General features: G+C 57.6%; 24 protein-coding genes and 1 pseudogene. 15 read left to right on the forward strand and 10 right to left on the reverse strand.

Annotated elements, in window-relative coordinates; genetic code table 11:
• Positions 1 to 24: 24 nt before the first annotated feature.
• The 3 genes from A3709_RS06805 to A3709_RS06815 are packed head-to-tail and all read right to left on the reverse strand — an operon-like array spanning position 25 to position 3,544.
• On the reverse strand, positions 25 to 762 hold the full coding sequence (locus A3709_RS06805) for a hypothetical protein (RefSeq protein WP_156507599.1): 738 nt from the start codon (positions 760 to 762) through the stop codon (positions 25 to 27).
• Between the two features lie 14 nt (positions 763 to 776).
• Entirely contained in the window at positions 777 to 2,342 is a 1,566-nt protein-coding gene (locus A3709_RS06810) for an acetolactate synthase large subunit (RefSeq protein ID WP_066052068.1), read from the reverse strand.
• Positions 2,343 to 2,371: 29 nt separating this feature from the next.
• Entirely contained in the window at positions 2,372 to 3,544 is a 1,173-nt protein-coding gene (locus A3709_RS06815; protein WP_066052074.1) for a phytanoyl-CoA dioxygenase family protein, read from the reverse strand.
• 164 nt (positions 3,545 to 3,708) lie between these two features.
• On the opposite strand from A3709_RS06815, the gene A3709_RS06820 reads away from it, so the two are divergent.
• From A3709_RS06820 to A3709_RS22510, 3 genes are read left to right on the forward strand one after another with little or no spacing between them, the layout of a single operon-like run.
• Positions 3,709 to 4,362, forward strand: a complete 654-nt coding sequence (locus tag A3709_RS06820; RefSeq protein WP_066052584.1) for a DUF1826 domain-containing protein — start codon at positions 3,709 to 3,711, stop codon at positions 4,360 to 4,362.
• A gap of 2 nt (positions 4,363 to 4,364) precedes the next feature.
• A complete protein-coding gene (locus A3709_RS06825; RefSeq protein ID WP_066052075.1) occupies positions 4,365 to 5,021 on the forward strand; it encodes a DUF1826 domain-containing protein in 657 nt (218 codons plus the stop codon).
• On the forward strand, positions 5,018 to 5,203 hold the full coding sequence (locus A3709_RS22510) for an SEC-C metal-binding domain-containing protein (RefSeq protein WP_082849957.1): 186 nt from the start codon (positions 5,018 to 5,020) through the stop codon (positions 5,201 to 5,203). Before A3709_RS06825 ends, A3709_RS22510 begins: the two co-directional genes overlap by 4 nt.
• 29 nt (positions 5,204 to 5,232) lie before the next feature.
• On the opposite strand, the gene A3709_RS06830 is transcribed toward A3709_RS22510, so the two are convergent.
• From A3709_RS06830 to A3709_RS23065, 3 genes are read right to left on the reverse strand one after another with little or no spacing between them, the layout of a single operon-like run.
• The gene (locus A3709_RS06830) at positions 5,233 to 5,607 is read right to left on the reverse strand and encodes a hypothetical protein (protein ID WP_066052078.1); all 375 of its coding nucleotides are present in this window, start codon (positions 5,605 to 5,607) and stop codon (positions 5,233 to 5,235) included.
• Positions 5,600 to 5,878 carry a hypothetical protein gene (locus A3709_RS06835; RefSeq protein WP_066052081.1) on the reverse strand — a complete coding sequence of 93 codons (279 nt, stop codon included), beginning with the start codon at positions 5,876 to 5,878 and terminating at the stop codon, positions 5,600 to 5,602. The genes A3709_RS06830 and A3709_RS06835 overlap by 8 nt, the downstream gene beginning before the upstream one ends.
• A gap of 12 nt (positions 5,879 to 5,890) precedes the next feature.
• Positions 5,891 to 6,055: a hypothetical protein gene (locus tag A3709_RS23065; RefSeq protein ID WP_156507600.1), complete on the reverse strand. Its 165-nt coding sequence runs from the start codon at positions 6,053 to 6,055 to the stop codon at positions 5,891 to 5,893.
• A gap of 118 nt (positions 6,056 to 6,173) precedes the next feature.
• Here A3709_RS23065 and A3709_RS06840 point away from each other — a divergent pair, with 118 nt between their 5' ends.
• On the forward strand, positions 6,174 to 6,875 hold the full coding sequence (locus A3709_RS06840; protein WP_066052085.1) for a TetR/AcrR family transcriptional regulator: 702 nt from the start codon (positions 6,174 to 6,176) through the stop codon (positions 6,873 to 6,875).
• A gap of 22 nt (positions 6,876 to 6,897) precedes the next feature.
• Here the strand turns inward: A3709_RS06840 and A3709_RS06845 are convergent, their stop codons facing one another.
• The gene (locus A3709_RS06845; RefSeq protein ID WP_066052089.1) at positions 6,898 to 8,268 is read right to left on the reverse strand and encodes a DUF1254 domain-containing protein; all 1,371 of its coding nucleotides are present in this window, start codon (positions 8,266 to 8,268) and stop codon (positions 6,898 to 6,900) included.
• A 267-nt stretch (positions 8,269 to 8,535) separates the two neighbouring features.
• Here A3709_RS06845 and A3709_RS06850 point away from each other — a divergent pair, with 267 nt between their 5' ends.
• Positions 8,536 to 8,901, forward strand: coding sequence for an SgcJ/EcaC family oxidoreductase (locus A3709_RS06850; protein ID WP_066052092.1), 366 nt, complete (start codon positions 8,536 to 8,538; stop codon positions 8,899 to 8,901).
• Positions 8,902 to 8,983: 82 nt separating this feature from the next.
• On the forward strand, positions 8,984 to 9,337 hold the full coding sequence (locus tag A3709_RS06855) for a hypothetical protein (RefSeq protein ID WP_066052095.1): 354 nt from the start codon (positions 8,984 to 8,986) through the stop codon (positions 9,335 to 9,337).
• An 8-nt stretch (positions 9,338 to 9,345) separates the two neighbouring features.
• On the opposite strand, the gene A3709_RS06860 is transcribed toward A3709_RS06855, so the two are convergent.
• Entirely contained in the window at positions 9,346 to 9,867 is a 522-nt protein-coding gene (locus A3709_RS06860) for a hypothetical protein (protein ID WP_066052098.1), read from the reverse strand.
• Positions 9,868 to 10,046: 179 nt separating this feature from the next.
• On the opposite strand from A3709_RS06860, the gene A3709_RS06865 reads away from it, so the two are divergent.
• From A3709_RS06865 to A3709_RS06885, 5 genes are all read left to right on the forward strand, one after another.
• Complete coding sequence (locus A3709_RS06865) at positions 10,047 to 10,868, forward strand: hypothetical protein (protein ID WP_066052102.1); 822 nt, start codon at positions 10,047 to 10,049, stop codon at positions 10,866 to 10,868.
• A 415-nt stretch (positions 10,869 to 11,283) separates the two neighbouring features.
• A complete protein-coding gene (locus tag A3709_RS06870; protein WP_066052105.1) occupies positions 11,284 to 11,910 on the forward strand; it encodes a DUF2796 domain-containing protein in 627 nt (208 codons plus the stop codon).
• A complete protein-coding gene (locus tag A3709_RS06875; RefSeq protein ID WP_066052108.1) occupies positions 11,910 to 12,323 on the forward strand; it encodes a MerC domain-containing protein in 414 nt (137 codons plus the stop codon). The genes A3709_RS06870 and A3709_RS06875 overlap by 1 nt, the downstream gene beginning before the upstream one ends.
• Positions 12,307 to 12,774: a phosphoribosyl-AMP cyclohydrolase gene (gene hisI, locus A3709_RS06880; protein WP_066052111.1), complete on the forward strand. Its 468-nt coding sequence runs from the start codon at positions 12,307 to 12,309 to the stop codon at positions 12,772 to 12,774. Before A3709_RS06875 ends, hisI begins: the two co-directional genes overlap by 17 nt.
• A complete protein-coding gene (locus tag A3709_RS06885; RefSeq protein WP_066052114.1) occupies positions 12,771 to 13,781 on the forward strand; it encodes a GTP-binding protein in 1,011 nt (336 codons plus the stop codon). The genes hisI and A3709_RS06885 overlap by 4 nt, the downstream gene beginning before the upstream one ends.
• 3 nt (positions 13,782 to 13,784) lie before the next feature.
• Here A3709_RS06885 and A3709_RS06890 read toward each other — a convergent pair whose 3' ends face one another.
• A complete protein-coding gene (locus A3709_RS06890) occupies positions 13,785 to 14,357 on the reverse strand; it encodes a DUF3299 domain-containing protein (RefSeq protein ID WP_156507601.1) in 573 nt (190 codons plus the stop codon).
• 104 nt (positions 14,358 to 14,461) lie between these two features.
• On the opposite strand from A3709_RS06890, the gene A3709_RS06895 reads away from it, so the two are divergent.
• Genes A3709_RS06895 through A3709_RS06910 form a run of 4 tightly spaced genes read left to right on the forward strand, consistent with a single transcriptional unit; the run spans position 14,462 to position 17,419 of the window.
• Positions 14,462 to 15,127, forward strand: coding sequence for an ATP-binding cassette domain-containing protein (locus A3709_RS06895; RefSeq protein WP_066052117.1), 666 nt, complete (start codon positions 14,462 to 14,464; stop codon positions 15,125 to 15,127).
• Between the two features lie 7 nt (positions 15,128 to 15,134).
• Positions 15,135 to 16,376 (forward strand): FtsX-like permease family protein, encoded by a 1,242-nt coding sequence (locus tag A3709_RS06900; protein ID WP_066052120.1) that lies wholly within the window; start codon positions 15,135 to 15,137, stop codon positions 16,374 to 16,376.
• 48 nt (positions 16,377 to 16,424) lie between these two features.
• Positions 16,425 to 16,919: a hypothetical protein gene (locus tag A3709_RS06905; protein ID WP_066052123.1), complete on the forward strand. Its 495-nt coding sequence runs from the start codon at positions 16,425 to 16,427 to the stop codon at positions 16,917 to 16,919.
• Positions 16,919 to 17,419, forward strand: a complete 501-nt coding sequence (locus A3709_RS06910; RefSeq protein WP_066052125.1) for a Fur family transcriptional regulator — start codon at positions 16,919 to 16,921, stop codon at positions 17,417 to 17,419. Before A3709_RS06905 ends, A3709_RS06910 begins: the two co-directional genes overlap by 1 nt.
• 44 nt (positions 17,420 to 17,463) lie before the next feature.
• On the opposite strand, the pseudogene A3709_RS06915 reads toward A3709_RS06910, so the two are convergent.
• Positions 17,464 to 19,404, reverse strand: a pseudogene (locus A3709_RS06915) (DUF3604 domain-containing protein).
• Positions 19,405 to 19,500: the final 96 nt, after the last annotated feature.

Genomic DNA, 19,500 nt, shown 5'->3' on the forward strand with positions numbered 1-19,500 from the left:
GCAATCTAATGAAAGCGGCAGGCTCTAGCCCGCCGGCGTCTCAATCGTGAACCTCAGCGTGCCGAGCTCACCGAAGTCGGCCTTATAATCTCCAGGCAATCCGGGCAATGCATCGCCACAGGTGCCTGTGAGCAACGTTGTGCCATCGGCGATCTCCAAAGAGCGCTTGCGTGCTTCATTGACGCACCAATCTACCGCGCGCTCTGGCCCATTGAGTGAGTCTCCGGCATTCGCCAAGTGGAGCAGCTCGCCATCGCGCTCCAACTTGATCGCAGTGCTGCGTATTACGCTCTGGTCCAGTTCCCCCCAGGGTATAGGTGATCCGCAGATATAGCTGTCGGCCCCCAGACTGCTCATTACCAGATTGGCGGGAGTAAAATCTTCTGGCGCAGCGAAATTCAGGTGGACAATTTCTATCGCCAGAGCCAACGCCACGAGCGCGCCCTCAGCGGACAACACAACCGCGAGCTCGCATTCGATTCTCGCATATTCGCGAAATGGCAATGCAACACCATTGGGACACTCTCCCCAGTCATAGATCAATCCAATCAACGCTTCGTCGAGGCCGAATAGCGCCTGCAGTTCAGGATTAGTGAGCCCAGCCTTGAGGCCGCTTGTGCCACTGTCACATACCCGTGCCGCGGCTGCTGGCAACATCCGGTACGCCTCGTCCATGGTGACGCCAGCGGGAAACGGCGGTAGCGGTGCGCGTGCGCGAATCGCGTCTGCAAGCGCGACAATAAACTGCTGATGGTTCGTCATATCCACATCACCCTTCAACCTGACAGCGAAGGCACATGCGCGTCGATCAGCCGCGGCCCGCGAGATTGCATCGCCTCTTTAAACTGGGCTGCAAACTCCTCTGCGGTAGTTGCGCGCGTGGCGCTCACACCCATACCTTGCGCCATCGCGACGAAATCCATATCGGGTTTGCCTATGTCGAGCATGCTCGCTGCGTTCGGGCCGGGAATACCACCGCGCGCGCCGGTGCGGGCAAACTCCAGCTCGGGAATGCTGTACTTGCGGTTGTTGAAGATCACCACGGTGACATCCAACTCTTCACGCGCCATCGTCCACAATGACTGAATGGTATACATGGCACTGCCATCACCCTCCAGGCAAATCACTTTGCGCTCGGGGCAGGCAATGGCTGCACCTACGCCTGCAGACAATCCCCAGCCGATGCTGCCACCGGTCTGGTTCAGCCAATCGTGGCGTCTTGCTGTGGCTGTCATCGGAGCTACTGCAATACCCGAGGTAATGGCTTCATCAACGATGACTGCATCGTCGGGCAAGTAATGCGCGATTGCCATGGCTGCCGTGTTCGCATCCAGACTGCCGGTCGGCACGTCACACACATCGAGCTCATGAACTTGTGGAGTGTTCACCCCCGCTCCAAGTGCCTCGATTAATGCGCCCAGCGCCTGGTCGATATCCTCCTCGTTCTGCGCGAGCACAAAGTGCTCACACCCTGCTGGGGAAATAGCGCTCATCACGTTCGGGTAGGCAAAGAAAGAGACAGGGGCCTTCGCGCCAATCAGAATCATCTGTTCGACATCCTTGAGGCGATCTAACGCCATTTCGGCAAGATATGGCAAGCGTTCGATCACCGCTGTTCCCGCCCCACGGGCAACCCGTGTGGGGAAGACATCCGTACACAGTTGAGCATCACATGCCTGGGCAATCTGACTCGCCTTGTGCCCACGCTCCAGCGAAACCTCGGTACCACCACCGATCATAATCATGCAATTACTACCCGAGCGCAGCCGCGCCACCGCCTCGGCCACGCGCTGCGCCGGCACTGACTGCGGTGCAGGAGTGCTCACCGCAGGTTCTGCACCGGCCGGATTCTCTCCCCAGGATACGTCCGCCGGCAGCATCAGGGTGGCAATACGGTGCGTTCCCGCTTGGCGGATAGCCTCAGCCGCGTCTCTGGCAATATGTTCAGGTGCGCTGGAGGTATGCACCCAGTGCGAAACCGGGCCGGCAATACCCTCGATGTCAGAGGTTAGCGGCGCGTCGTACTCCAAATGGTAAGTCGCATGGTCACCAACAATATTCACCATGGGCACACAGCCCTTCTTGGCGTTGTGTACATTCGCCAGTGCGTTACCGAGGCCCGGCCCCAAGTGCAGCAATGTAGATGCTGGCTTGCGTGCCATCCGCGCATAGCCATCGGCAGCGCCGCTGATTACGCCTTCGAACAGGCACAACACACAGCGCATCCCCTCGACTTCATCGAGGGCGGCCACAAAGTGCATCTCGGAGGTACCAGGATTAGTAAAACACACCTCGATACCGCTGTTGGTCAGCGTGGTCAGCAGGCTTTCAGCTCCGTTCATTACGGAATCTCCCTAGGGGTTGTCTTCATTTATATGCTGAGGTCTTCAAGGTTGTAGTCCTTGAGGCCTGNTTTGGCTTCGGCGTTCCAGACATAGGTTTTACCCGCCTCGGCAAAGGGCTGGAACTGATACGGGACTTCGTCGGGGTAGTGCTTGCCACGCGCATCGATGGCGTAACCAATGACGCGGGAGCGCCGCTCGATTAAATCGGCGTCGTAGCACATCACATCGTTGTGAATGCCGGCACCCATGATGTTGAGTACCGAGGAACGGCGGTGAAAACCGAAGTTAACGGTAACGCGCGGCTCAAAACCTGAGTTGGGGAAAGAGCCGTGCACCAGCTGACGATTGCACATCACCACATCGCCCGCCTCACAGACCAGCGGTACCGCACCCTTGAGGCGCTCACTACCCGCTTCGGCCACTAATGCCTTGATGTCGATCTTACCGAGCTTGTGACTACCAGGCAGTACCCAGACACCGTTTACCGGGGTGCTGCCATACACCTGCGCCATAAAGTTAAAGCCGTGAATGCCCTCATCAAAATCGGCACTTTCCCAGTGGGTATCACCATCCTGATGCCAGGACACCGCAGCACCAATGCCGGGATCCTTGATAAACAGTGCCTCGTTAAAAGGCGCAAAGTCTGACCCATTCACAGCTTCGGTCACGCGCAGCAATTGCGGGTGCCCGTAAACGCGCAGACAGGCTTCGGAAAACTGCAGCGAGCCGAGCAGAATAAATGGCGCCGCTGTGGGCGCATCGTCGGCCGCCTCGGGCTCGATCAGTTTGACCTGGTGGCGCCCCCGGGCGAGATCAGTCCCTCCCAGCGGATCACCCAAGGGCTTGGACCACAATAGACTCGGGGCCTGACAATCCACCCCGAGTGCAGGCTGCCCATCAGCAGACAGTGCCGCCCCGGGTTCAACCGGGAAGGTAGCGCGCATGGCATCGAGGTCGGCAATGATTTCGCGAAGTTCGCCTTCATCGAGCACGTTCTCGAAGACATAGAAGCCATAGCGTGAGTATGCCTCCAGAATATCTGCCGCCAGTGCGCCGTTTTCATCAAAGCGTATCGGCCCACGATTATCCATCGCCATTGCATTGCGCTCGCCTTCAATCAAGTATTCGCGCATCGCATCGGCCTGATCGCCATAGTGAGAAGCACAGGCTTCTATTGATTTCAGGGTATCTGTTCGCATAGTGACCTCCACAAATTTAACTTATAGTTAAATTTTATGCGTAATAAAATCTGAGTCAAGGTCTTTTCAGGAAGCCGAGACGCTAAGTACGGCCTATATCGCGTTGAACATCACTTTTTGATATGTTGTATCGTCTCCTATATCGATTGCCGACGACCGCCAACATGCTTCAAACGACCCATTCACACAGCCATGAACTTCCCGCCGAAGTAGCCCATCAACAGGGTGAACAGATCCGCATCCTGGAGACCATTAGTAACCCCGCGGTGAACCTGAGCCTTTGGCAGCGGCCGGAGGAGCACCGGGTTGCTCTGGAAGCCGCCACTCTCGCAACGCATCCCTTACGAGATGCGCGTCGGCCGACATCACTGACGAGCTTTGATGAGGATGTGTGTGCGCTGCTACAACTACAGGGCGTCAATCCAGCAGATTACGAGGCCCTGCGAGCGGACATGTTCATGCTGGCACAGCTTTTCGCGCCGCTTACGGAGGGCCGTCCTTTTCGCTTCAGGCTATTGACGACAGCGAAGGACGATTGCCGCCGATTTCACCTGGATCGCATCAACTTGCGCCTGCTCTGCACCTATCGCGGGCCCGGTACCGAGTGGTTGCGCAATGAGCAGGTAGATCGACTGGCCCAGGCACGCGGCGCACCCAACGAAGACATCATCCGTTTCGGCGAAGCATCGCGGTTTCAGCCGTTCTGGGTAGGCATTATGCGCGGTGATCCCGCTAATAACGGTGATGGCCTGGTCCACCGCTCACCCCCGATAGCAGGCACCGGCCAGGCACGCGTGCTGTTCTGTCTGGATTGCTAATCATGTCCACTGCCCTCGCCCCCACGCCATCACCGTCAAATGTCGTAGCCTGCTCCCGTACCGATGCTGCGGTTCTGACCGAGATCTATCGCGACGACTGCAATATCGCCATCTGGGAGCGACAACTCAGCGGCGCCTTGCAACAGGAGGTGACTGCATTTCTTGCGGCTCACCCCCAATTCTCCGCCTCAATGTCCCTGGCCCCGGCCACCGCCGGCACAAGCGACAGCCTGGGCCGATTGCGCACATTTCCTCGGCTGGCGGAAGACATCAGTGAGCTGGTGGATATGTTCTGCTGCTTGTTCGATGTTACTATCGCAGGCCTGCGTCTCACGGCCCTGGCCCAGCCAATGTGCCCGCGATTTCACGTCGACCATGTGCCCTGCCGACTGGTAACAACCTTCCAGGGGCCTGCTACCCAATGGCTCGCGCACGAGCACGTCAACCGCGATAAACTTGGCAGTGGCAGCAAGGGAAAAACCGACGAAACCTCGGGGCTCTACTCATGCCCCACGGACACCCAGCAGGCGTCACCGGGAGACATACTGTTACTCAAAGGCGAACGCTGGGCAGGCAATGAAGGGCGAGGCCTGGTGCACCGCTCACCGGCCGTTGCAGACAATGAACAGCGCCTTCTGCTTACACTGGACTTGATATGAACACCGACTCAACCGATTTTCCGACACCCAACTTTGCAAACACCGTGACCGGTGGCTGTAGCGACACTAGCTGCTGCCCTCCTCCGGAGCCAGTGACACGCCTAGCGCCCAAGGTGGGACGCAACGACCCCTGCCCGTGCGGCAGCGAGCGCAAGTTCAAAAAGTGCTGCGGCCGCGGCTAGCCCACCTCAACAAGCGAGCATACCCGGCGTTATGCGCCCACGACTGCTTCTTTCGCAGAGACAGGCGCAGCACTGTGGCGCAGGTCATCCAGGGGTAACTTGGAAGCTACACCGCCAAATATCATTGGGAAAACAATGTACTGGTACTGCGTCCACACCAAGGCCAGTAAGGTGTCCCATATATTGCCGGGCATGTTCACAAAATTATCGAACACCTCAGAGAAGCTGAAGATCACCGTAGCCGCAATGGGCTCACCACAGCCAATCACCACCAGCAGGTAGCGATAAGGCGACCGCTTCTTGTTGAGGTGGAAAAAGTAGAACCTCATCGCCAGGTTAACGAACGAGAACAGTTCCAGCGCGTAAAACGTGCCGTTGTGATTCACAGTGCGCAAATCAAGCACACCAAACGTCCCCAGGATTCAGTAATAGAGGCCACGGGGTTTCACGCATATAGTCTGTCTGGGCCACCATGTCTTCGAGGGTGTGAATGTTTTCAAACACAAACGGCGAGAACAGCACCCAGGGAATTTCCCACTGGATATTGGTGATGGCGTAGCACAGCATCCACACTACCAATAGATCGTGCCAGAAGTCCGACCGATTCTGGCCACCGTAGCGGCGCATAAACCACACCAGAATCCACACATTCAGCCAGGTACTGATGAAGTACATGGAGAGCCGGCTTTAGTTAATAAAGTCCAGCACGCCAACATAGAACAGCAACATGACGCTCACCGTGGCCGCCACCCAAATCGACGTGACAGTAACGAATATTCTCTTTGCCGGTTGCGAAAAACGGCGCTCGGGGCCGAGCTCCGTGAAATCTATCTGGGGAACAGAGGCGGTCATTATTATTTTCCAGCGGTCGTTAAGCCCACGCCGACAGCCTGCAGCAGAGGGAATGACCTCTCGCTGCTCGCCGACGCATTTTATAAGACAGCACTGTCTGATAAATTTAAGATGACACATGCGTCAGATTAATGTCAAGCTTGCGCCACACCTCACCTCGATGGGGCTAAAGCGCAATGAAAGGAACAATGTGAATTCATCCGCCAGCAAAACCAGGAAACGGCCGGGCATCGCCCATCAGCGCGAAGTAATTGCCGACGCCGCTGTCGCGCTGATTGGCGCCCGGGGCAGTAGCGCGACCTCTGTCTCTGATATCTGTGCCGCAGCCGGCGTATCCCGGGACACCTACTACCGCTGCTTCACTGACAAAGACGCCCTGATCGCACACCTGTATGAAACCGCTGTCCATGATCATGTTCGCGCGGTGCTCAACCCGGACGTCATGGCCTATGAGGATGAAGACTGGGTCAGTCTTGTGTCGGAGCAAACCGTGGACGCGATTCTGGCGAGGTCGAGCATCGCACAATTTCTCTATGTGGAATCAGCGGATCCTGGATCTATTGCGCACCGGGTTATGCGCGATGCCTATCTGGAGGCCGCCCAGCGGCTGCAGGCCTGGGCCAGGCAGCACTTTGGCCATGCACCGGCGGTCGAGTATTTTATGTCGCTGCTGTTTGCCTCACAGTGGCTGGTGCACAACGCCATTCTGTCTGGCCAAACGGACAAGCAGGTCAACATTGCCAAGCAGTCCATCAAGCAATTGTTCTACGGCGCATTTGCCAGCATCCAACGGGACGAAAACACTGGCGCCACGCAATAACCGGCGGCGCCTGCTCTGACAACTACGAGCCCTCTGCCGGCCCGATTTTTTCAATGCCAGGCGGATTCCAGTTGCCATTGAGCGCCGCCTCACCGGGCAAATAAAGCCGTAAAGTTACTGCGAACTTTCCAGCGGGCGTTGGCAGCCAATTGGCGGCCGTTTCGCCGGGATTACGGTGCTGAAGATAAATATCCAGCGAGCCATCAGGGTTGTACACCATGTTGTCGCCATCACCCAGCAAGTAGCGATCAATGGGGTTGGCCACCAGAAAGCCCAGCTCGTCATACATGGTCAGCGACCAGAAGGCATCCGCCGGCGGAATCTGATCCGCTTCGAAGTGCAATCGATAGCGGTAGCTTCCGGCCAGCCCCTGCCCTTCACGGTCGACTTCAGCCAGCGGGTAGATCGCCTCTTCAGGCGTCAGCGCACCCAGACCGATGAGCGCAACAAAGGCCCGGGTCAAATAATCTGTGCCATAGACACCGATGGAATCTCTGGCAATGCTCCAGCCCGAGAGGCCCGCGCGATCTTCGCTCATAGCGGCACGCAGCTTGTTGCGCACGATGGTGAGCGCCTCATTCATGACGAATTCGGTAAGCACCCCCGGATCGAACATCAGTCCGGGACCGATATCGAGCCGAGCAATTTCACCAAGCAGAGGCTCGTCGACGGCGGCAGGCGCCTGGTCACGCATCAGGTGATTCAGCGCGGTAAAGAAGGTCCGCGCATCCATGGCATCGACAATCTCCAGCACCGACAAGCGTTCCTCGCCAGATGCGTCTTTGCGATCAACTGTACCTGGTGCGGCACGCTCACCCTGCTGCCAGCGAGGCAGCGGTGTAATGCTGAACCCTTGTTGCAGGGCCTCGATGCTGGGGATGTCGCTTGTGCCATTTATCTGAATACGACCAATGATCCAGACCATATTGGTCGGCGCCTTGATAACCGGAAGCCCTTCGGGTTCATCGCCCTGCCAATTGGGCCCCACCAATGCATAGTCTCCCGCGTCGTTGCCGGTGGTTCGGGTACCCACCGACGCAAAGACGTTGGTCCATGCGTCGTAAAATGGAATGACATAGTAGCGATCCTCCATAGCAGGGACCGTGACTACCTGAGGCGTTTCACTGAGGTCCAGCCACGCCAGTGAATACAAAGTGTCGTTGTTGGGCCTGACCACCTTGCGATCCTCTGGCCCGGGCAAACTCAACGAATGACTGAAACTGTTGGTGCCCACACCCATTTCACGCGCCATCTCCTGGCGAGTCTGATCCATAATCACCAAAGGGTAACCATAGAGATACGCGTCTGCGGTGGTCGCAACAATGCCGACAACCCGCACGACCGCCACCCCAACCAGCAACAAGGCGACGACAGCAAAAACCAGTTTCTTCATTCACATTACCCCAGAATCGATATCGGCTTTCAGCCCCCGGGCTTGAACCCGGAGCCGGGCCACATTATGCAGATCAGCCGCGCTGCGTCCAATCGGTATACCTACCGCCCAATAACGGACACGTCAGGGACAAATGTACGGCAGCGACCGGACTTTTCGACCCATGGGGACAATCGCGACAGGAACGGCTGCACAGCAGCCAAAAGTGCTAGCGCACCAATGCACTGCCTGATAGTCTCCGCTGCGCAACTGACAAGGAGACCCTGTATGAACGCTACTGCTATCCCCGCGCTGTTTGAAGCATGGAACAATGCCCTCCAGACCCGTGACCCCAAACAGGTCACCGCCCTGTACGCCGAGGAGGCTATTTTGCTCCCCACTGTATCCAACCAAGTTCGCCACAATCACGCGGAGATCGAGGACTACTTTGTACTGTTTTGCGCCAAGGGTCCGCAGGGCAAAATTGACGAATCCAACGTCCGTGTTTTCGGTGATGTGGCTATTAATTCCGGGGTTTATACTTTCTCCTTCGACGACGGCGCCGTCGTGCAGGCGCGCTACACATTTGTCTATCGCCAGATTGATGGCGAGTGGAAAATTATCGAACACCACTCCTCGATGATGCCGGAGTAATTCACGTCATCAGCAGACCTGGAAGAAAGCGACTACACTGAGGGTCCATGCCTGAATTCAGGAACTCGATGGAGGTCCCACTATGTCTGACTGCAATATCCACAAGCATCACGATCACGAACACGGCCCAGGCTGCGGCCACACTGCCATTGTGCACGGCGATCATATTGATTACCTGCACGATGGTCACCTGCACCACCCTCACCTAGATCATGTCGATGAGCACGTGATTGAAGTCAGCGAACGCAACCCCGACCAGTGCACTGCCGGCAGTTCACCCGCCGGGCACGAGGATGGCCACGTGCATGGCCCGGGCTGCGGGCACGAAGCGGTACCCCACGGCGATCACATTGACTACCTGGTCGACGGCCGCCTGCATCATCCGCACGGTGACCACTGCGACGACCACGGTCCCCTTGAGATTGTCGAGCACTAAAGAGCCCGTCACCCCTTCGGGGCCAGCGCACCGGCGTCCGTCCCGGAAACCGCACCGCGGACCTGCCGGGCCTGGCATTGCTCGTAGTTGACCTCCAGCCAATCACCCACGGGCTCTCCCTCAACCCCGAGTATCGCCACCAGTGCCAGCACCACAACGACAGCAATCGCTGCCTCAACAGCGAGGCTTACCCGGTCATGCTGCCAGCGCCATCGATAGAGATCCGCGCCCTGTAACACACCCGCCTGCTTAAATCTCGGCGCCAACAAGCGTTCCATCGCAGCCTTATCACAGAATCGCTGATTGGGCGGCCCCAGGTTCAACTTGTAGCCGTCGACATACACCAGGGTGTCGCGCACGGTCAGGCAGTCACGCCTCCGACTCTTGAACACCCGCCCATCGGACAATACCACCAGCACCCACTCGTGCATCAGCCCCAGACGGGTTTTGCTGATGTTTCTTAGTACGTACACCAGCGGCAAAACTGTCACGACAAACAGGGCTAATGTTGCATACGCAAGCTGGGCCATCTCGCGACCGGCAAAGCATTAACGCGGGAAACCCTGCCACCGCGGACGGCGGTGAATGCCAGGTGGGCACAGCAGGCGCCGGCACGGGCGATGGCATTCCCCCCGCCTGTGCCAGCACCGCCACCGCAGGCGAGTTTGGTGGCCCCGGGTCAAACAGATGCTACTAGAAAGACGGCCTCATGGGCGCTTGTGATCGTATCGATCCTTTTGGCAGGCACCCCTACGAAACTCTCGCGGCAGAAGTAGCCCATGATAAACCGGATGACTGGATCGCCTACATGACCTTTGCCAACGGCGCGGCTTGTTATAACCATGCCTGCAGCCTGGCCGAGGTGCGCTGTGTTCGCAGCGACGAGCCGGCCGCTCCATGCACCGTCAATGGACGCCCCTGTCATGAGTACTACCGCAGTCAGGCGCATTGCGATCAGGACCATACGAGCGAAGCAGACCTGCTACGCGTTACCGTGCATTTGCCCGGGCCACTGCCCGTAGAACGCCCCTTCCAGTTGCTTGGCTTCCTCTATGAATCCGTACCTGGATGGTATCCGCCCATCGGGCCACCCGCCGGAGGCAGCGACTACAACCAGATATTTTTCGCCGACGAGGGCGCGCCACTGTTCGACGAAACCACGCCGCTGATCATGAAAACTCCCGCGACGACCTATTATCGCGAGGCTCTATTATCTGGCAGTTACCAGTTGTTTTTTATGCTTCAGAGCGTCGGTATGTTTCCGCCCATTCCGGTGGATGGCGACTTTGTTTACGGCGAAGGACAGGCGGCAATCGCGCTGCCTTTATCGGGCAACAACCACACGCGCCGTGTGCTCGAGCTGGATGTCGAGCTCGAACTGGTGGGTTGCCGGGCCGAGTTACCGGCCTGCTGCCGCGATGGCAGCTGCGCCGTGGACGAAGCCGCCTGCGGACTGACGAGCCCCTGCCCCGAGTCCATTAGCTGTTTCCCGAACTGCCCTCAGGATGGCGACATTCTGAGCTGCATGTAAGAGAACAGTTTCGACGCGGGCGCTATCACCGACATCGACTATCCTGAAAGCGAAGGCTGGACGGAGGCTGACGCCCTCGCCAACTGCAGCGCCATCGCCGGAGCCAACAATCCACGCATTGTCCGCGGTGGCGGCCAGAGCAGCCTGGTCAAGCAGGGCGGGAATGCCTTCGGTCGCTGCATCGTCTCAGACAACGACAGGCGCTATTACCATATGGATGTGGGTGAAACAGTCTGTAATTTCATCAGCGGGGCTTGGGAAGCGACCGGCCCCTCTTGCGAAGGCTACTGACCCGCGTCCAGCAATATCAGCGGTGTACTTCAGCAAACGATACGCTGTATCATTAGTGGTTTATTCGCCGCCTTGATGCAGGTAAAGTGATTGCCGTATTTCACAGGTATGACGGGTTAGCAACATGACTGGCACTCTCTACAGCACAAAACGGCCCTCGCAATATGGCGTTCTCGCCCTTGCGACGCTACTGGTACCCCTGGCTACCGCCGAATCTGCCCATGTACACGGTGCAGCTGAGCTGACCATCGCCATGGAAGGAAGCCAACTGGAGCTGGAACTAAGCTCGCCGGCCGCAAGCATCGTGGGCTTCGAGCACCGAGCCCGTTCCCCGGAGCAACATCAGGCCGTTAGCGAAGCACGTAAAACACTGGAGCAGGCAGACCAGCTGTTTGTGCTCAGTGGCGGCAACTGTGAACTGGCAAGGGCTGACGCAGATCTGGCCGCAGTTATGGCTGAAAAGACCCATGACAGTGATGATCACGACGATGAACATCACGATCAAGATCACCACGCCGAGGGACACCATCACGACGGCGATGACAAACATGCAGGACACGACGATGTGCACTCCAACATCCGTGCCCTCTACAGTTACACCTGTGCGGATACCACTGCCCTGAAAAGTATCACCTTTGGCTCAGCCGGCCTGCCCTTTGGCCTGGAGAGTGTCGATGTGATGTGGCTCTCTGAGCGTGGTCAGGGCGCCCAGAAACTGGACCAAGACAAACGAGTAATCAACTTCAACTAATGCGTAATTCTGTATTTAATCTGCAACCTATTGCCGACAAGGCCGCCATCGGACTGTCACTATTGTGCGCTGTTCACTGCTTGGCAGTACCGCTACTGGTCGTGCTCGTACCCTCCCTCGCCACAATCGGCCTGGCCGACGAGTCATTTCATACCTGGATGATTCTTGCGGTGATTCCGACCAGCGCTATAGCGCTAACCCTGGGTTGTCGCAAACATCGACATCTCGGCGTTGCCTACACCGGCATCGCCGGCCTGGTTTTGCTGTGCCTGACACCGATACTGGGTCACGACACACTGGGTGAGCTTGGCGAGAAAGCCCTGACCCTGGCAGGAGCGACACTTATCGCCCTCAGCCATATCAAGAATTTCCAGCTGTGCCAGGAGGGGGAATCCTGTGAGTGCCCCGACTGATTCCGACAAACGGGCTTACTTTCTGTCCCTCGAAGGAAGCCGTGATGGCCACAGCATTCCACTCGCCGAATTGCTTGAGCGCCTGCGCTTCAACGACCAGGGCCTGGCCCCAGTCATCACCCAGGACGCCATGAATGGCGAAGTGCTCATGCTGGCCTGGGTCAACGAAGAGGCACTGATTCAAACCCTGCGCAGCGGCCAGATGACGTATTTTTCTCGCAGTCGCAACAAACTCTGGGTTAAAGGTGAAACCAGCGGACACACTCAAAAGGTCGTGGATGTTCGCATCGACTGCGATGGTGACGCGCTGCTGTCCAGAGTGATACAGGAAGGTTCCGCCTGCCACACCGAGCGCAGAAGCTGCTTTTACGTACAGACCCAACCGCAGGCCAATTCAGCACAGATTAACAGCTCCCTGAGTCTAGACGCACTTCCATCGGAAGAACTATGAGTTCAGCTGTAAGTCAGATCACCGGTGTCCCGACCAATATCATCACCGGTTTCCTCGGTGCAGGTAAAACCACCGCCATACTGAATCTGCTGGCCCACAAGCCAGAGGGTGAGCGCTGGGCGGTTCTGGTGAATGAATTCGGTGAAATCGGCGTCGATGGCTCACTCGTAGAGGGCCAGTCCGGGGAAGCCACCGGTGTTTTTATTCGCGAAGTGCCTGGTGGCTGCATGTGCTGCACCGCGGGATTACCTATGCAGATTGCCCTCGCCCAGCTGCTGCGCCGCGCCAAGCCCCAGCGATTACTGATCGAACCCACGGGGCTCGGCCACCCTCTGGAAGTGCTACAAACGCTTTCTGCCGAGCACAACCGTGAAGTGCTCACTATTCAAAAGACCCTGACGGTAGTAGACGCCCGCAATATTGCCGATGAGCGCTACAGCACTCACGCAACCTTCGAACAGCAATTGGCCATCGCCGATCTGGTCATCGCCAACAAGCAGGATCTCTATACCGACAGCGACAAGGCCAATCTGCAAGCCTATGTCGAAGAGCGCTGCCGCCCCGGTGTTGATATTGTGTATACCGAGTACGGGCAAGTACCTCTCACAGCACTGGACGGGCCAACCGCCATCACAGCGAATGAGCCAGCCCACCAGCACGCACGCAAAGAGGCGCCGCTACTCGCCGAAGACTTGCCTTTCCCGGAATGTGGCTATGTGACCGCAATGAACCAGGGCGAGGGGTTTGAAAGTATCGGCTGGCGTTTCAACCCAGAGATTGTGTTCGATCGTCAGCGCCTGTTTGCCTTCTTGAGCGGCCTGCAGGTCGAGCGCCTGAAGGCAGTGTTTATCACCGCCGACGGTATCTTTGGCTATAACATGACCCGCGACGCGCTGACAGAATCCGTGCTGGGCGAGTGTGCGGAAAGCCGGATTGAAATCATCACCGATGCGATTCGACCACAGTGGATCGATAAGCTCACCGACTGCTTTGATCAGGCCGCCTGAGCTTTACTCTGTGTAAAGCTCGTAGTCATGCAGGGCCAGGGCGTAGGCGGAGGTGGCTATCTCGTTATCTGAGATACTGGTACTCAGTTTGCCACGCACCCAGTAAGGCGCCCCCAGTCCTTCAATCTCAACACCCAGAGGTGAATTCACCAGAATAATCTGATTGGGCGGCGGTGGCGGCATATGCAGGCAGGCACCAAAGTAAGGCACCAGGAAGAACTGCGTCACAACCTGCTGCTCATTGAACTCCAGCGGCACAATAAACCCAGGCACGCGCACCATGGCACCATCCATTTCGGCGTTTACCTGGGTCGATACGAGGGCCTGCTGATAGCGGTCGTTATCGGCAGCAGCCAGCGTGTTCTGGATCTGGCTACTGATCTGGTCTTCCATTGAACCGTCTTCAACATTGGTGATGTACTCCGGCGGATTCATCAACACCTCCAGATCCTCAGCGGGAATCAACTCCACCCACTCAATGGTTTTGAACGCATCTTCCTCTGCTGTGACCGGCGCTGTCAGCACCGCCAACATCGCCACCAGGCAGTACTTTTTGAACCCACGAAGAGCCTTCATACATCGACCTCAAACACAATTGAACCATCAAAACGCTATGATATATTGCATCTCGTTGCGCGTGCAACGCGGTACCCGTTTCTCACCTGTTACAGGCTTCTTGCATGACCATTCATTTGTCAGGCGTTCAGTTCGCCCACCCCGAGGCACCGGAAAAGCCGGTGCTGGACATTGCCAACTGGTCGGTGGCTGCGGGCGAACAGGTGTTCGTACACGGCCCCTCCGGCTCTGGGAAATCCACCCTGCTCAATCTCCTCAGCGGCCTGCTTGAATGCCGCCAGGGTGAAGTCTCGGTGCTGGGAGAACGCCTGGACAGCATGAGTAGCCGGCAGCGAGACCGCTTTCGAGCCAATCACATTGGTTATGTGTTTCAGCGATTTAACCTGATCCCCTATCTGAGCCCGCTGGAGAACATCGACCTGGCCCGGAGCTTCTCTGCCTCAAAAACCACGGCCACTGCCACAGCGGGTGACCTGCTGGCGGCGCTGAATGTGGCTCGCGCTGAATGGAATCGCCCCACGTCACTGCTTAGCATGGGCCAACAGCAACGGGTGGCCATCGCCCGGGCGCTGGTCAATCATCCCGAGTTCCTGATCGCCGACGAGCCTACCTCGTCGCTGGACGCGGACAATCGCGACAACTTTATGGAAATACTCATGCCGCTGGCAGCTGAGCAGAATATGACGCTGCTATTCGTCAGCCACGACATGGGACTGGCAAAGCACTTTGCGCGGGTCGAAGCCCTCACCGAAATCAGCCAGGCGGGATAACCAGACAATGTTTTTCAAGCTTGCATTAAAAAGTCTGCTGAACCGCAAAGGCTCAGTTATCATGACGTTACTGGCCATCGGCGTCGCCATTTTTGTTTTGCTCGGCATTGAACACATCCGCCATCAGGCCAGGGACAGTTTCGCCAGCACGGTGTCTGGGGTGGACTTGATCGTGGGCGCCAAGACCGGCAGCCTGAACCTGCTGCTCTATTCTGTCTTTCGCATGGGCGCCCCCACAGACAACATCAGCTGGGATGCCTACCAGGATATTGCCAATGACAAAAACGTGGCCTGGGCCATCCCCCTGTCTCTGGGGGACTCACACAAGGGCTACCGGGTCATGGGCACCACCGAGGCCTACTTTGATCACTTCAGTTACGGCAATAAGCGCGCGCTGGAATTTGCCGAGGGCGACGCCTTTGCGGGCACCTTTGACGCCGTGCTCGGCGCAGAAGTTGCCAGAACCCTGAGCTACGATCTCGGCCGGGAGATCATTCTGGCCCATGGTGTGGCCAGTACGAGCTTTACCATGCACGACAATACGCCCTTTACCATTGTCGGCATACTCGCCCCCACTGGCACCCCGGTCGACCAGACCATCCACGTACGCCTGGCCGGCATTGAAGCCATGCACGCCGGCTTTCAGTCGGGCCCAAGGAGCCCCACAGCGCCCCGCAATCGCAATCCAGCTGCTGAACGGGAACCGGAAAGCATTACCGCCTTTATGCTGGGCCTCAATTCGCGCATGCTCACCTTCAAGGTTCAGCGCGAAATCAATGGTTACAAAGGCGAACCACTCCTGGCCATTCTGCCGGGCGTCGCGCTGGCTGAACTGTGGCAAATGGTCGGCATGTTCGAGAACGTCCTGCGCCTGATTTCCATGCTGGTGCTGGTGGCCGCGGTACTCGGCCTCGGCGCGGTACTACTGGCGTCTGTACGAGAGCGAAATCACGAGATACACCTGCTGCGCGTATTGGGCGCCCCACCCTATTACCTGTTCCTGTTGATGGAATTTGAAGCACTGCTGATCTGCCTGTCGGGAATGATTCTCGGCACGCTGGGACTGTACCTGTGCCTGATTCTGGTCAACGACGCGCTGTTCGCCAATTTTGGGCTGCATCTGGACCCCAGCGTATTCACCGCAGAGGGGCTGATCATTATGGCGGTGGTATTGGCTGCTGCACTGCTGGCTGCCGCCATACCCTCCATGCGGGTATATTCCCAGGCAAAAGGGTATAATGATCACTGATATGACTTGTTGTGCCCATCTCCTGAGGGGCCATTTTCTGGAGCAACCATGACCAGAGCCATTCTGCTATCACTGACACTGCTGTGTATCGTCACCGCCCCCAACCGGGCGATTGCCTGCGGCGCGCACGGCTTTTACCTGAACCCCGACGACATGGGCTTTGTCGGCGGCGCCGTGGTACGTATGGCCGGCCTCGCCCCGCCCGAGCCCGTGTTCAAACTCGAGCACCCGGCCATGGCCAGAGGTGTACTGAACCAGGAGAGCGAGATTGAGGTTGAGTATTCCCGCCCCTTCTTCTCCAGCCACGTGCGCATGGAGATTACCGGCACCAGCAACGTGTCGCTTCCCACGCCCACCATTGACCTCGACGACCGCTCCGGCACTCTCAGCATTCCGTTTACCCTCACGGGCAACGGTTTCGACCAGATCACCCTGAAAGTCACAGGCTCGCACAAAGGCAAAATGGTGACCGAATCACGCCGTATCTATCTCCGTGCCAGCGCTCCCGCTCCGACCGAGGAACAGCAGGTCAGCCAGCGCTAATGCCCACAACCGCTAAGACCAGCACACCTGCCGAGATCGATATCACATCGGTGCTCACTGAAGCGGAGACACGCTGCAAGGCGCGCGGCGCGCGGTTGACCGAAAAGCGCAAGCAGGTGCTGTCCGGCCTACTCCACTCATCCACCGCACTCTCAGCCTACGAACTGGTCGACTACTGCCGGGACACTTACGAGTACTCGATACCCCCCATGTCGGTGTATCGCATCCTCGACTTTCTCGCCGAGCAGCATCTGGTGCACCGCCTCAACCTGGCGAACAAGTACATTGCCTGCGCCCACATCAGCTGTGAGCACGATCACGGCGTGCCGCAGTTTCTGATCTGTGGACAATGCCAGCGCGTTGAAGAAGTCAGCATCGACACATCGACCATGACAGCGCTGCAAACCAGCGTTGAGAACTCGGGGTTTCAGCTGGCGAGCCCACAATTGGAAATGGACTGCCTGTGCAATGACTGCGCCAAAGAAAAGGGCCGCGATTAACGCGGCCCTTTTCTTTAGCTGCTCAAAAAAGCAGCGATACCCGCCTAAGGGTTGTACCAGATCGGCGAGGTGTAAGCACGCTCCTGATGGATCTTCTTGGCGTTATCAGGGATTTGGGTGCCGTAGCGCACGTTTTCCTAGACAATCCAGCGCGGGGTGGGAATTTCAATCACGCGAGCGCAGTAGAACGCCTTGTCCGCCGCGTTAAAGTCGGGATCCACCCAAACCGTCGCCAGCTCCGACGCGCCAATCGTATTGGTCCAGTTCGCCGCCTCGAGATCCACCGTGTTACCCACGACGGTCAGTTTGCCGTCCGCATCCGCTTTGCGGCCATCAGACCAGGCGACATCGCAGACCTGCTCATGGGTTTTGCCCTTCGCGTCCATCCAACCTTTGACGATCTGGATACGATCGAGGTTGGCGCCGATGGGATCACGCAACGCATACACCATAAAAGTGGGCGCTTTTGAAGCAGCGGCAGGCAAGTCCGACCCCATGGGCACGCCTTTTTCGTAACCGCGGAACGCCGGAGCACGGCTGCGCAAATCCTGCTCGTTAAAGTTCCAGCCACCGAAGAACCGGACCGCTATTCGGGGGCCGGTGGTCGCATAAGTCTCCTTGCGCTCCATGGCGTCAAAGATGACCTCACGAGTGTTCTCTGACGCCCATACAGCCTGGCAACCGGACGCTGCCAACTCATAGCCTTCAATTGCACCCAACTCGGATTTGACAAACGGATGAGAGATGCGAGTTGGCGTCGGCTCGGCACTGATCGATTTGCCGAAGAAGTTTTCCTCCTCCGCGGTGCTCAGCCCTGTATGGCTATCGGTCGCACCGACCATGCCGAACTTGTATGGGTTAGTGCCCAGTTGCGCTTCCAGCATCAGGCCATTCTTCAGCGCTTCGCGTGCATACTCGCGCTCCAGCATCTCGTTTTGCTTGAGCTCGGTCAGGTCCAGGTTGCCCCTATCCAGCGTCTCGTAGTCGGCAAACTCGTCGTTAGGCGACAGGAACGGGTGGGGCTCGCCATCGCCCTTGATCTGGGTGACCTCGCAGAGCGGCTCCCATTTAGCGCGCAACTCGACATAGTTCTTGTCCACTTTGCCACCGGCATAGGTGTCCGTAAGCGGAAACAGCCAGCCATTGGACAGGTTGCCGTTGTGAGAGATAGCCAGTGCCTGACCGCCCGTCTTGTCTTCGTAATCCTGCAGCCAGGCATATAGATCCAGCGGATCAGTCGTCCCCTTGGGAGGTTGCGTGGTTAGTAGAATGACCTGTCTGGCACGCTCACCACTGTCGCGCAGTATGACGTTGCGATGCAGATTGAATCCCTTGGGTACCGACGTCCACTCATAACCGATCAGGGTCGTGAAGCGGCCCGGTTCGCAGTAGCTGTTCGCCGTTTCGGTAATCTGGTACCAGAGGTTGTTATACACCTCCGAGCCTGGCGAATATTGCTCGACCAGTTCCTCAGGGACCTTCATCTGGGCAAAGTGAGTAATCAGATCGAAGGCGGCTTTACCGGCGGCAGCACCGCCCTACTTGAACCCTGCCGCCCATTCGGCGCCTTTCTCATTGGCCAGAATATTGAGTGCCCCGCGCTGAGTATCGGTGGCAATGCCCATCATATCGGAGTGGTCGGGAATCGCCAGCCAATCCAGCGAGCGACCCAGCTTTACCTGCAGTCCACCGGAGGACTTAATTTGCTCCCCGCGGGCAAAGCGATAAGCATCGTCGCGCCCCAGAATATTGCCGAACAATCCAGCGTCCAGCGACAAGCCGGTATGCAAGTGAGTTTCGCCCCAGAAAACCTGGTTGGGAAAGTCGCGCTCAGCGTAGGGAGAATCAGCCTTGCCCGGGTAAATGCGGGTCAGCAGGTCGGGGTCCGCGGTTCCCGCGTCCTGGGCGTGCAGCGCTGGCGACAGCATCGTCGCCACGGCTGTCACAACGGCGACTGGGAGTGTGTTGAGCTTACGAGGTATCATCCTTAATTCCTGCAAAAATCTATCACTCACTATCAATGGCACGTGACGCAGGACTACACCCTGCTTTTCTGCAGGGCAATTTGGACAATGCTCAGG

This window comes from Halioglobus sp. HI00S01 (assembly GCF_001635445.1).
GTDB classification, from domain to species: domain Bacteria; phylum Pseudomonadota; class Gammaproteobacteria; order Pseudomonadales; family Halieaceae; genus Halioglobus; species Halioglobus japonicus.

Excerpts from the sequence above, each read along its gene's own strand:
- A3709_RS06805 (WP_156507599.1), bottom strand. The coding sequence starts at position 762 with ATGACGAACCATCAGCAGTTTATTGTCGCGCTTGCAGACGCGATTCGC.
- A3709_RS06810 (WP_066052068.1), bottom strand. The coding sequence starts at position 2,342 with ATGAACGGAGCTGAAAGCCTGCTGACCACGCTGACCAACAGCGGTATC.
- A3709_RS06820 (WP_066052584.1), top strand. The coding sequence starts at position 3,709 with ATGCTTCAAACGACCCATTCACACAGCCATGAACTTCCCGCCGAAGTA.
- A3709_RS06825 (WP_066052075.1), top strand. The coding sequence starts at position 4,365 with ATGTCCACTGCCCTCGCCCCCACGCCATCACCGTCAAATGTCGTAGCC.
- A3709_RS22510 (WP_082849957.1), top strand. The coding sequence starts at position 5,018 with ATGAACACCGACTCAACCGATTTTCCGACACCCAACTTTGCAAACACC.
- A3709_RS06835 (WP_066052081.1), bottom strand. The coding sequence starts at position 5,878 with ATGTACTTCATCAGTACCTGGCTGAATGTGTGGATTCTGGTGTGGTTT.
- A3709_RS23065 (WP_156507600.1), bottom strand. The coding sequence starts at position 6,055 with ATGACCGCCTCTGTTCCCCAGATAGATTTCACGGAGCTCGGCCCCGAG.
- A3709_RS06840 (WP_066052085.1), top strand. The coding sequence starts at position 6,174 with ATGCGTCAGATTAATGTCAAGCTTGCGCCACACCTCACCTCGATGGGG.
- A3709_RS06845 (WP_066052089.1), bottom strand. The coding sequence starts at position 8,268 with ATGAAGAAACTGGTTTTTGCTGTCGTCGCCTTGTTGCTGGTTGGGGTG.
- A3709_RS06850 (WP_066052092.1), top strand. The coding sequence starts at position 8,536 with ATGAACGCTACTGCTATCCCCGCGCTGTTTGAAGCATGGAACAATGCC.
- A3709_RS06855 (WP_066052095.1), top strand. The coding sequence starts at position 8,984 with ATGTCTGACTGCAATATCCACAAGCATCACGATCACGAACACGGCCCA.
- A3709_RS06860 (WP_066052098.1), bottom strand. The coding sequence starts at position 9,867 with ATGGCCCAGCTTGCGTATGCAACATTAGCCCTGTTTGTCGTGACAGTT.
- A3709_RS06865 (WP_066052102.1), top strand. The coding sequence starts at position 10,047 with ATGGGCGCTTGTGATCGTATCGATCCTTTTGGCAGGCACCCCTACGAA.
- A3709_RS06870 (WP_066052105.1), top strand. The coding sequence starts at position 11,284 with ATGACTGGCACTCTCTACAGCACAAAACGGCCCTCGCAATATGGCGTT.
- A3709_RS06875 (WP_066052108.1), top strand. The coding sequence starts at position 11,910 with ATGCGTAATTCTGTATTTAATCTGCAACCTATTGCCGACAAGGCCGCC.
- A3709_RS06885 (WP_066052114.1), top strand. The coding sequence starts at position 12,771 with ATGAGTTCAGCTGTAAGTCAGATCACCGGTGTCCCGACCAATATCATC.
- A3709_RS06890 (WP_156507601.1), bottom strand. The coding sequence starts at position 14,357 with ATGAAGGCTCTTCGTGGGTTCAAAAAGTACTGCCTGGTGGCGATGTTG.
- A3709_RS06895 (WP_066052117.1), top strand. The coding sequence starts at position 14,462 with ATGACCATTCATTTGTCAGGCGTTCAGTTCGCCCACCCCGAGGCACCG.
- A3709_RS06900 (WP_066052120.1), top strand. The coding sequence starts at position 15,135 with ATGTTTTTCAAGCTTGCATTAAAAAGTCTGCTGAACCGCAAAGGCTCA.
- A3709_RS06905 (WP_066052123.1), top strand. The coding sequence starts at position 16,425 with ATGACCAGAGCCATTCTGCTATCACTGACACTGCTGTGTATCGTCACC.
- A3709_RS06910 (WP_066052125.1), top strand. The coding sequence starts at position 16,919 with ATGCCCACAACCGCTAAGACCAGCACACCTGCCGAGATCGATATCACA.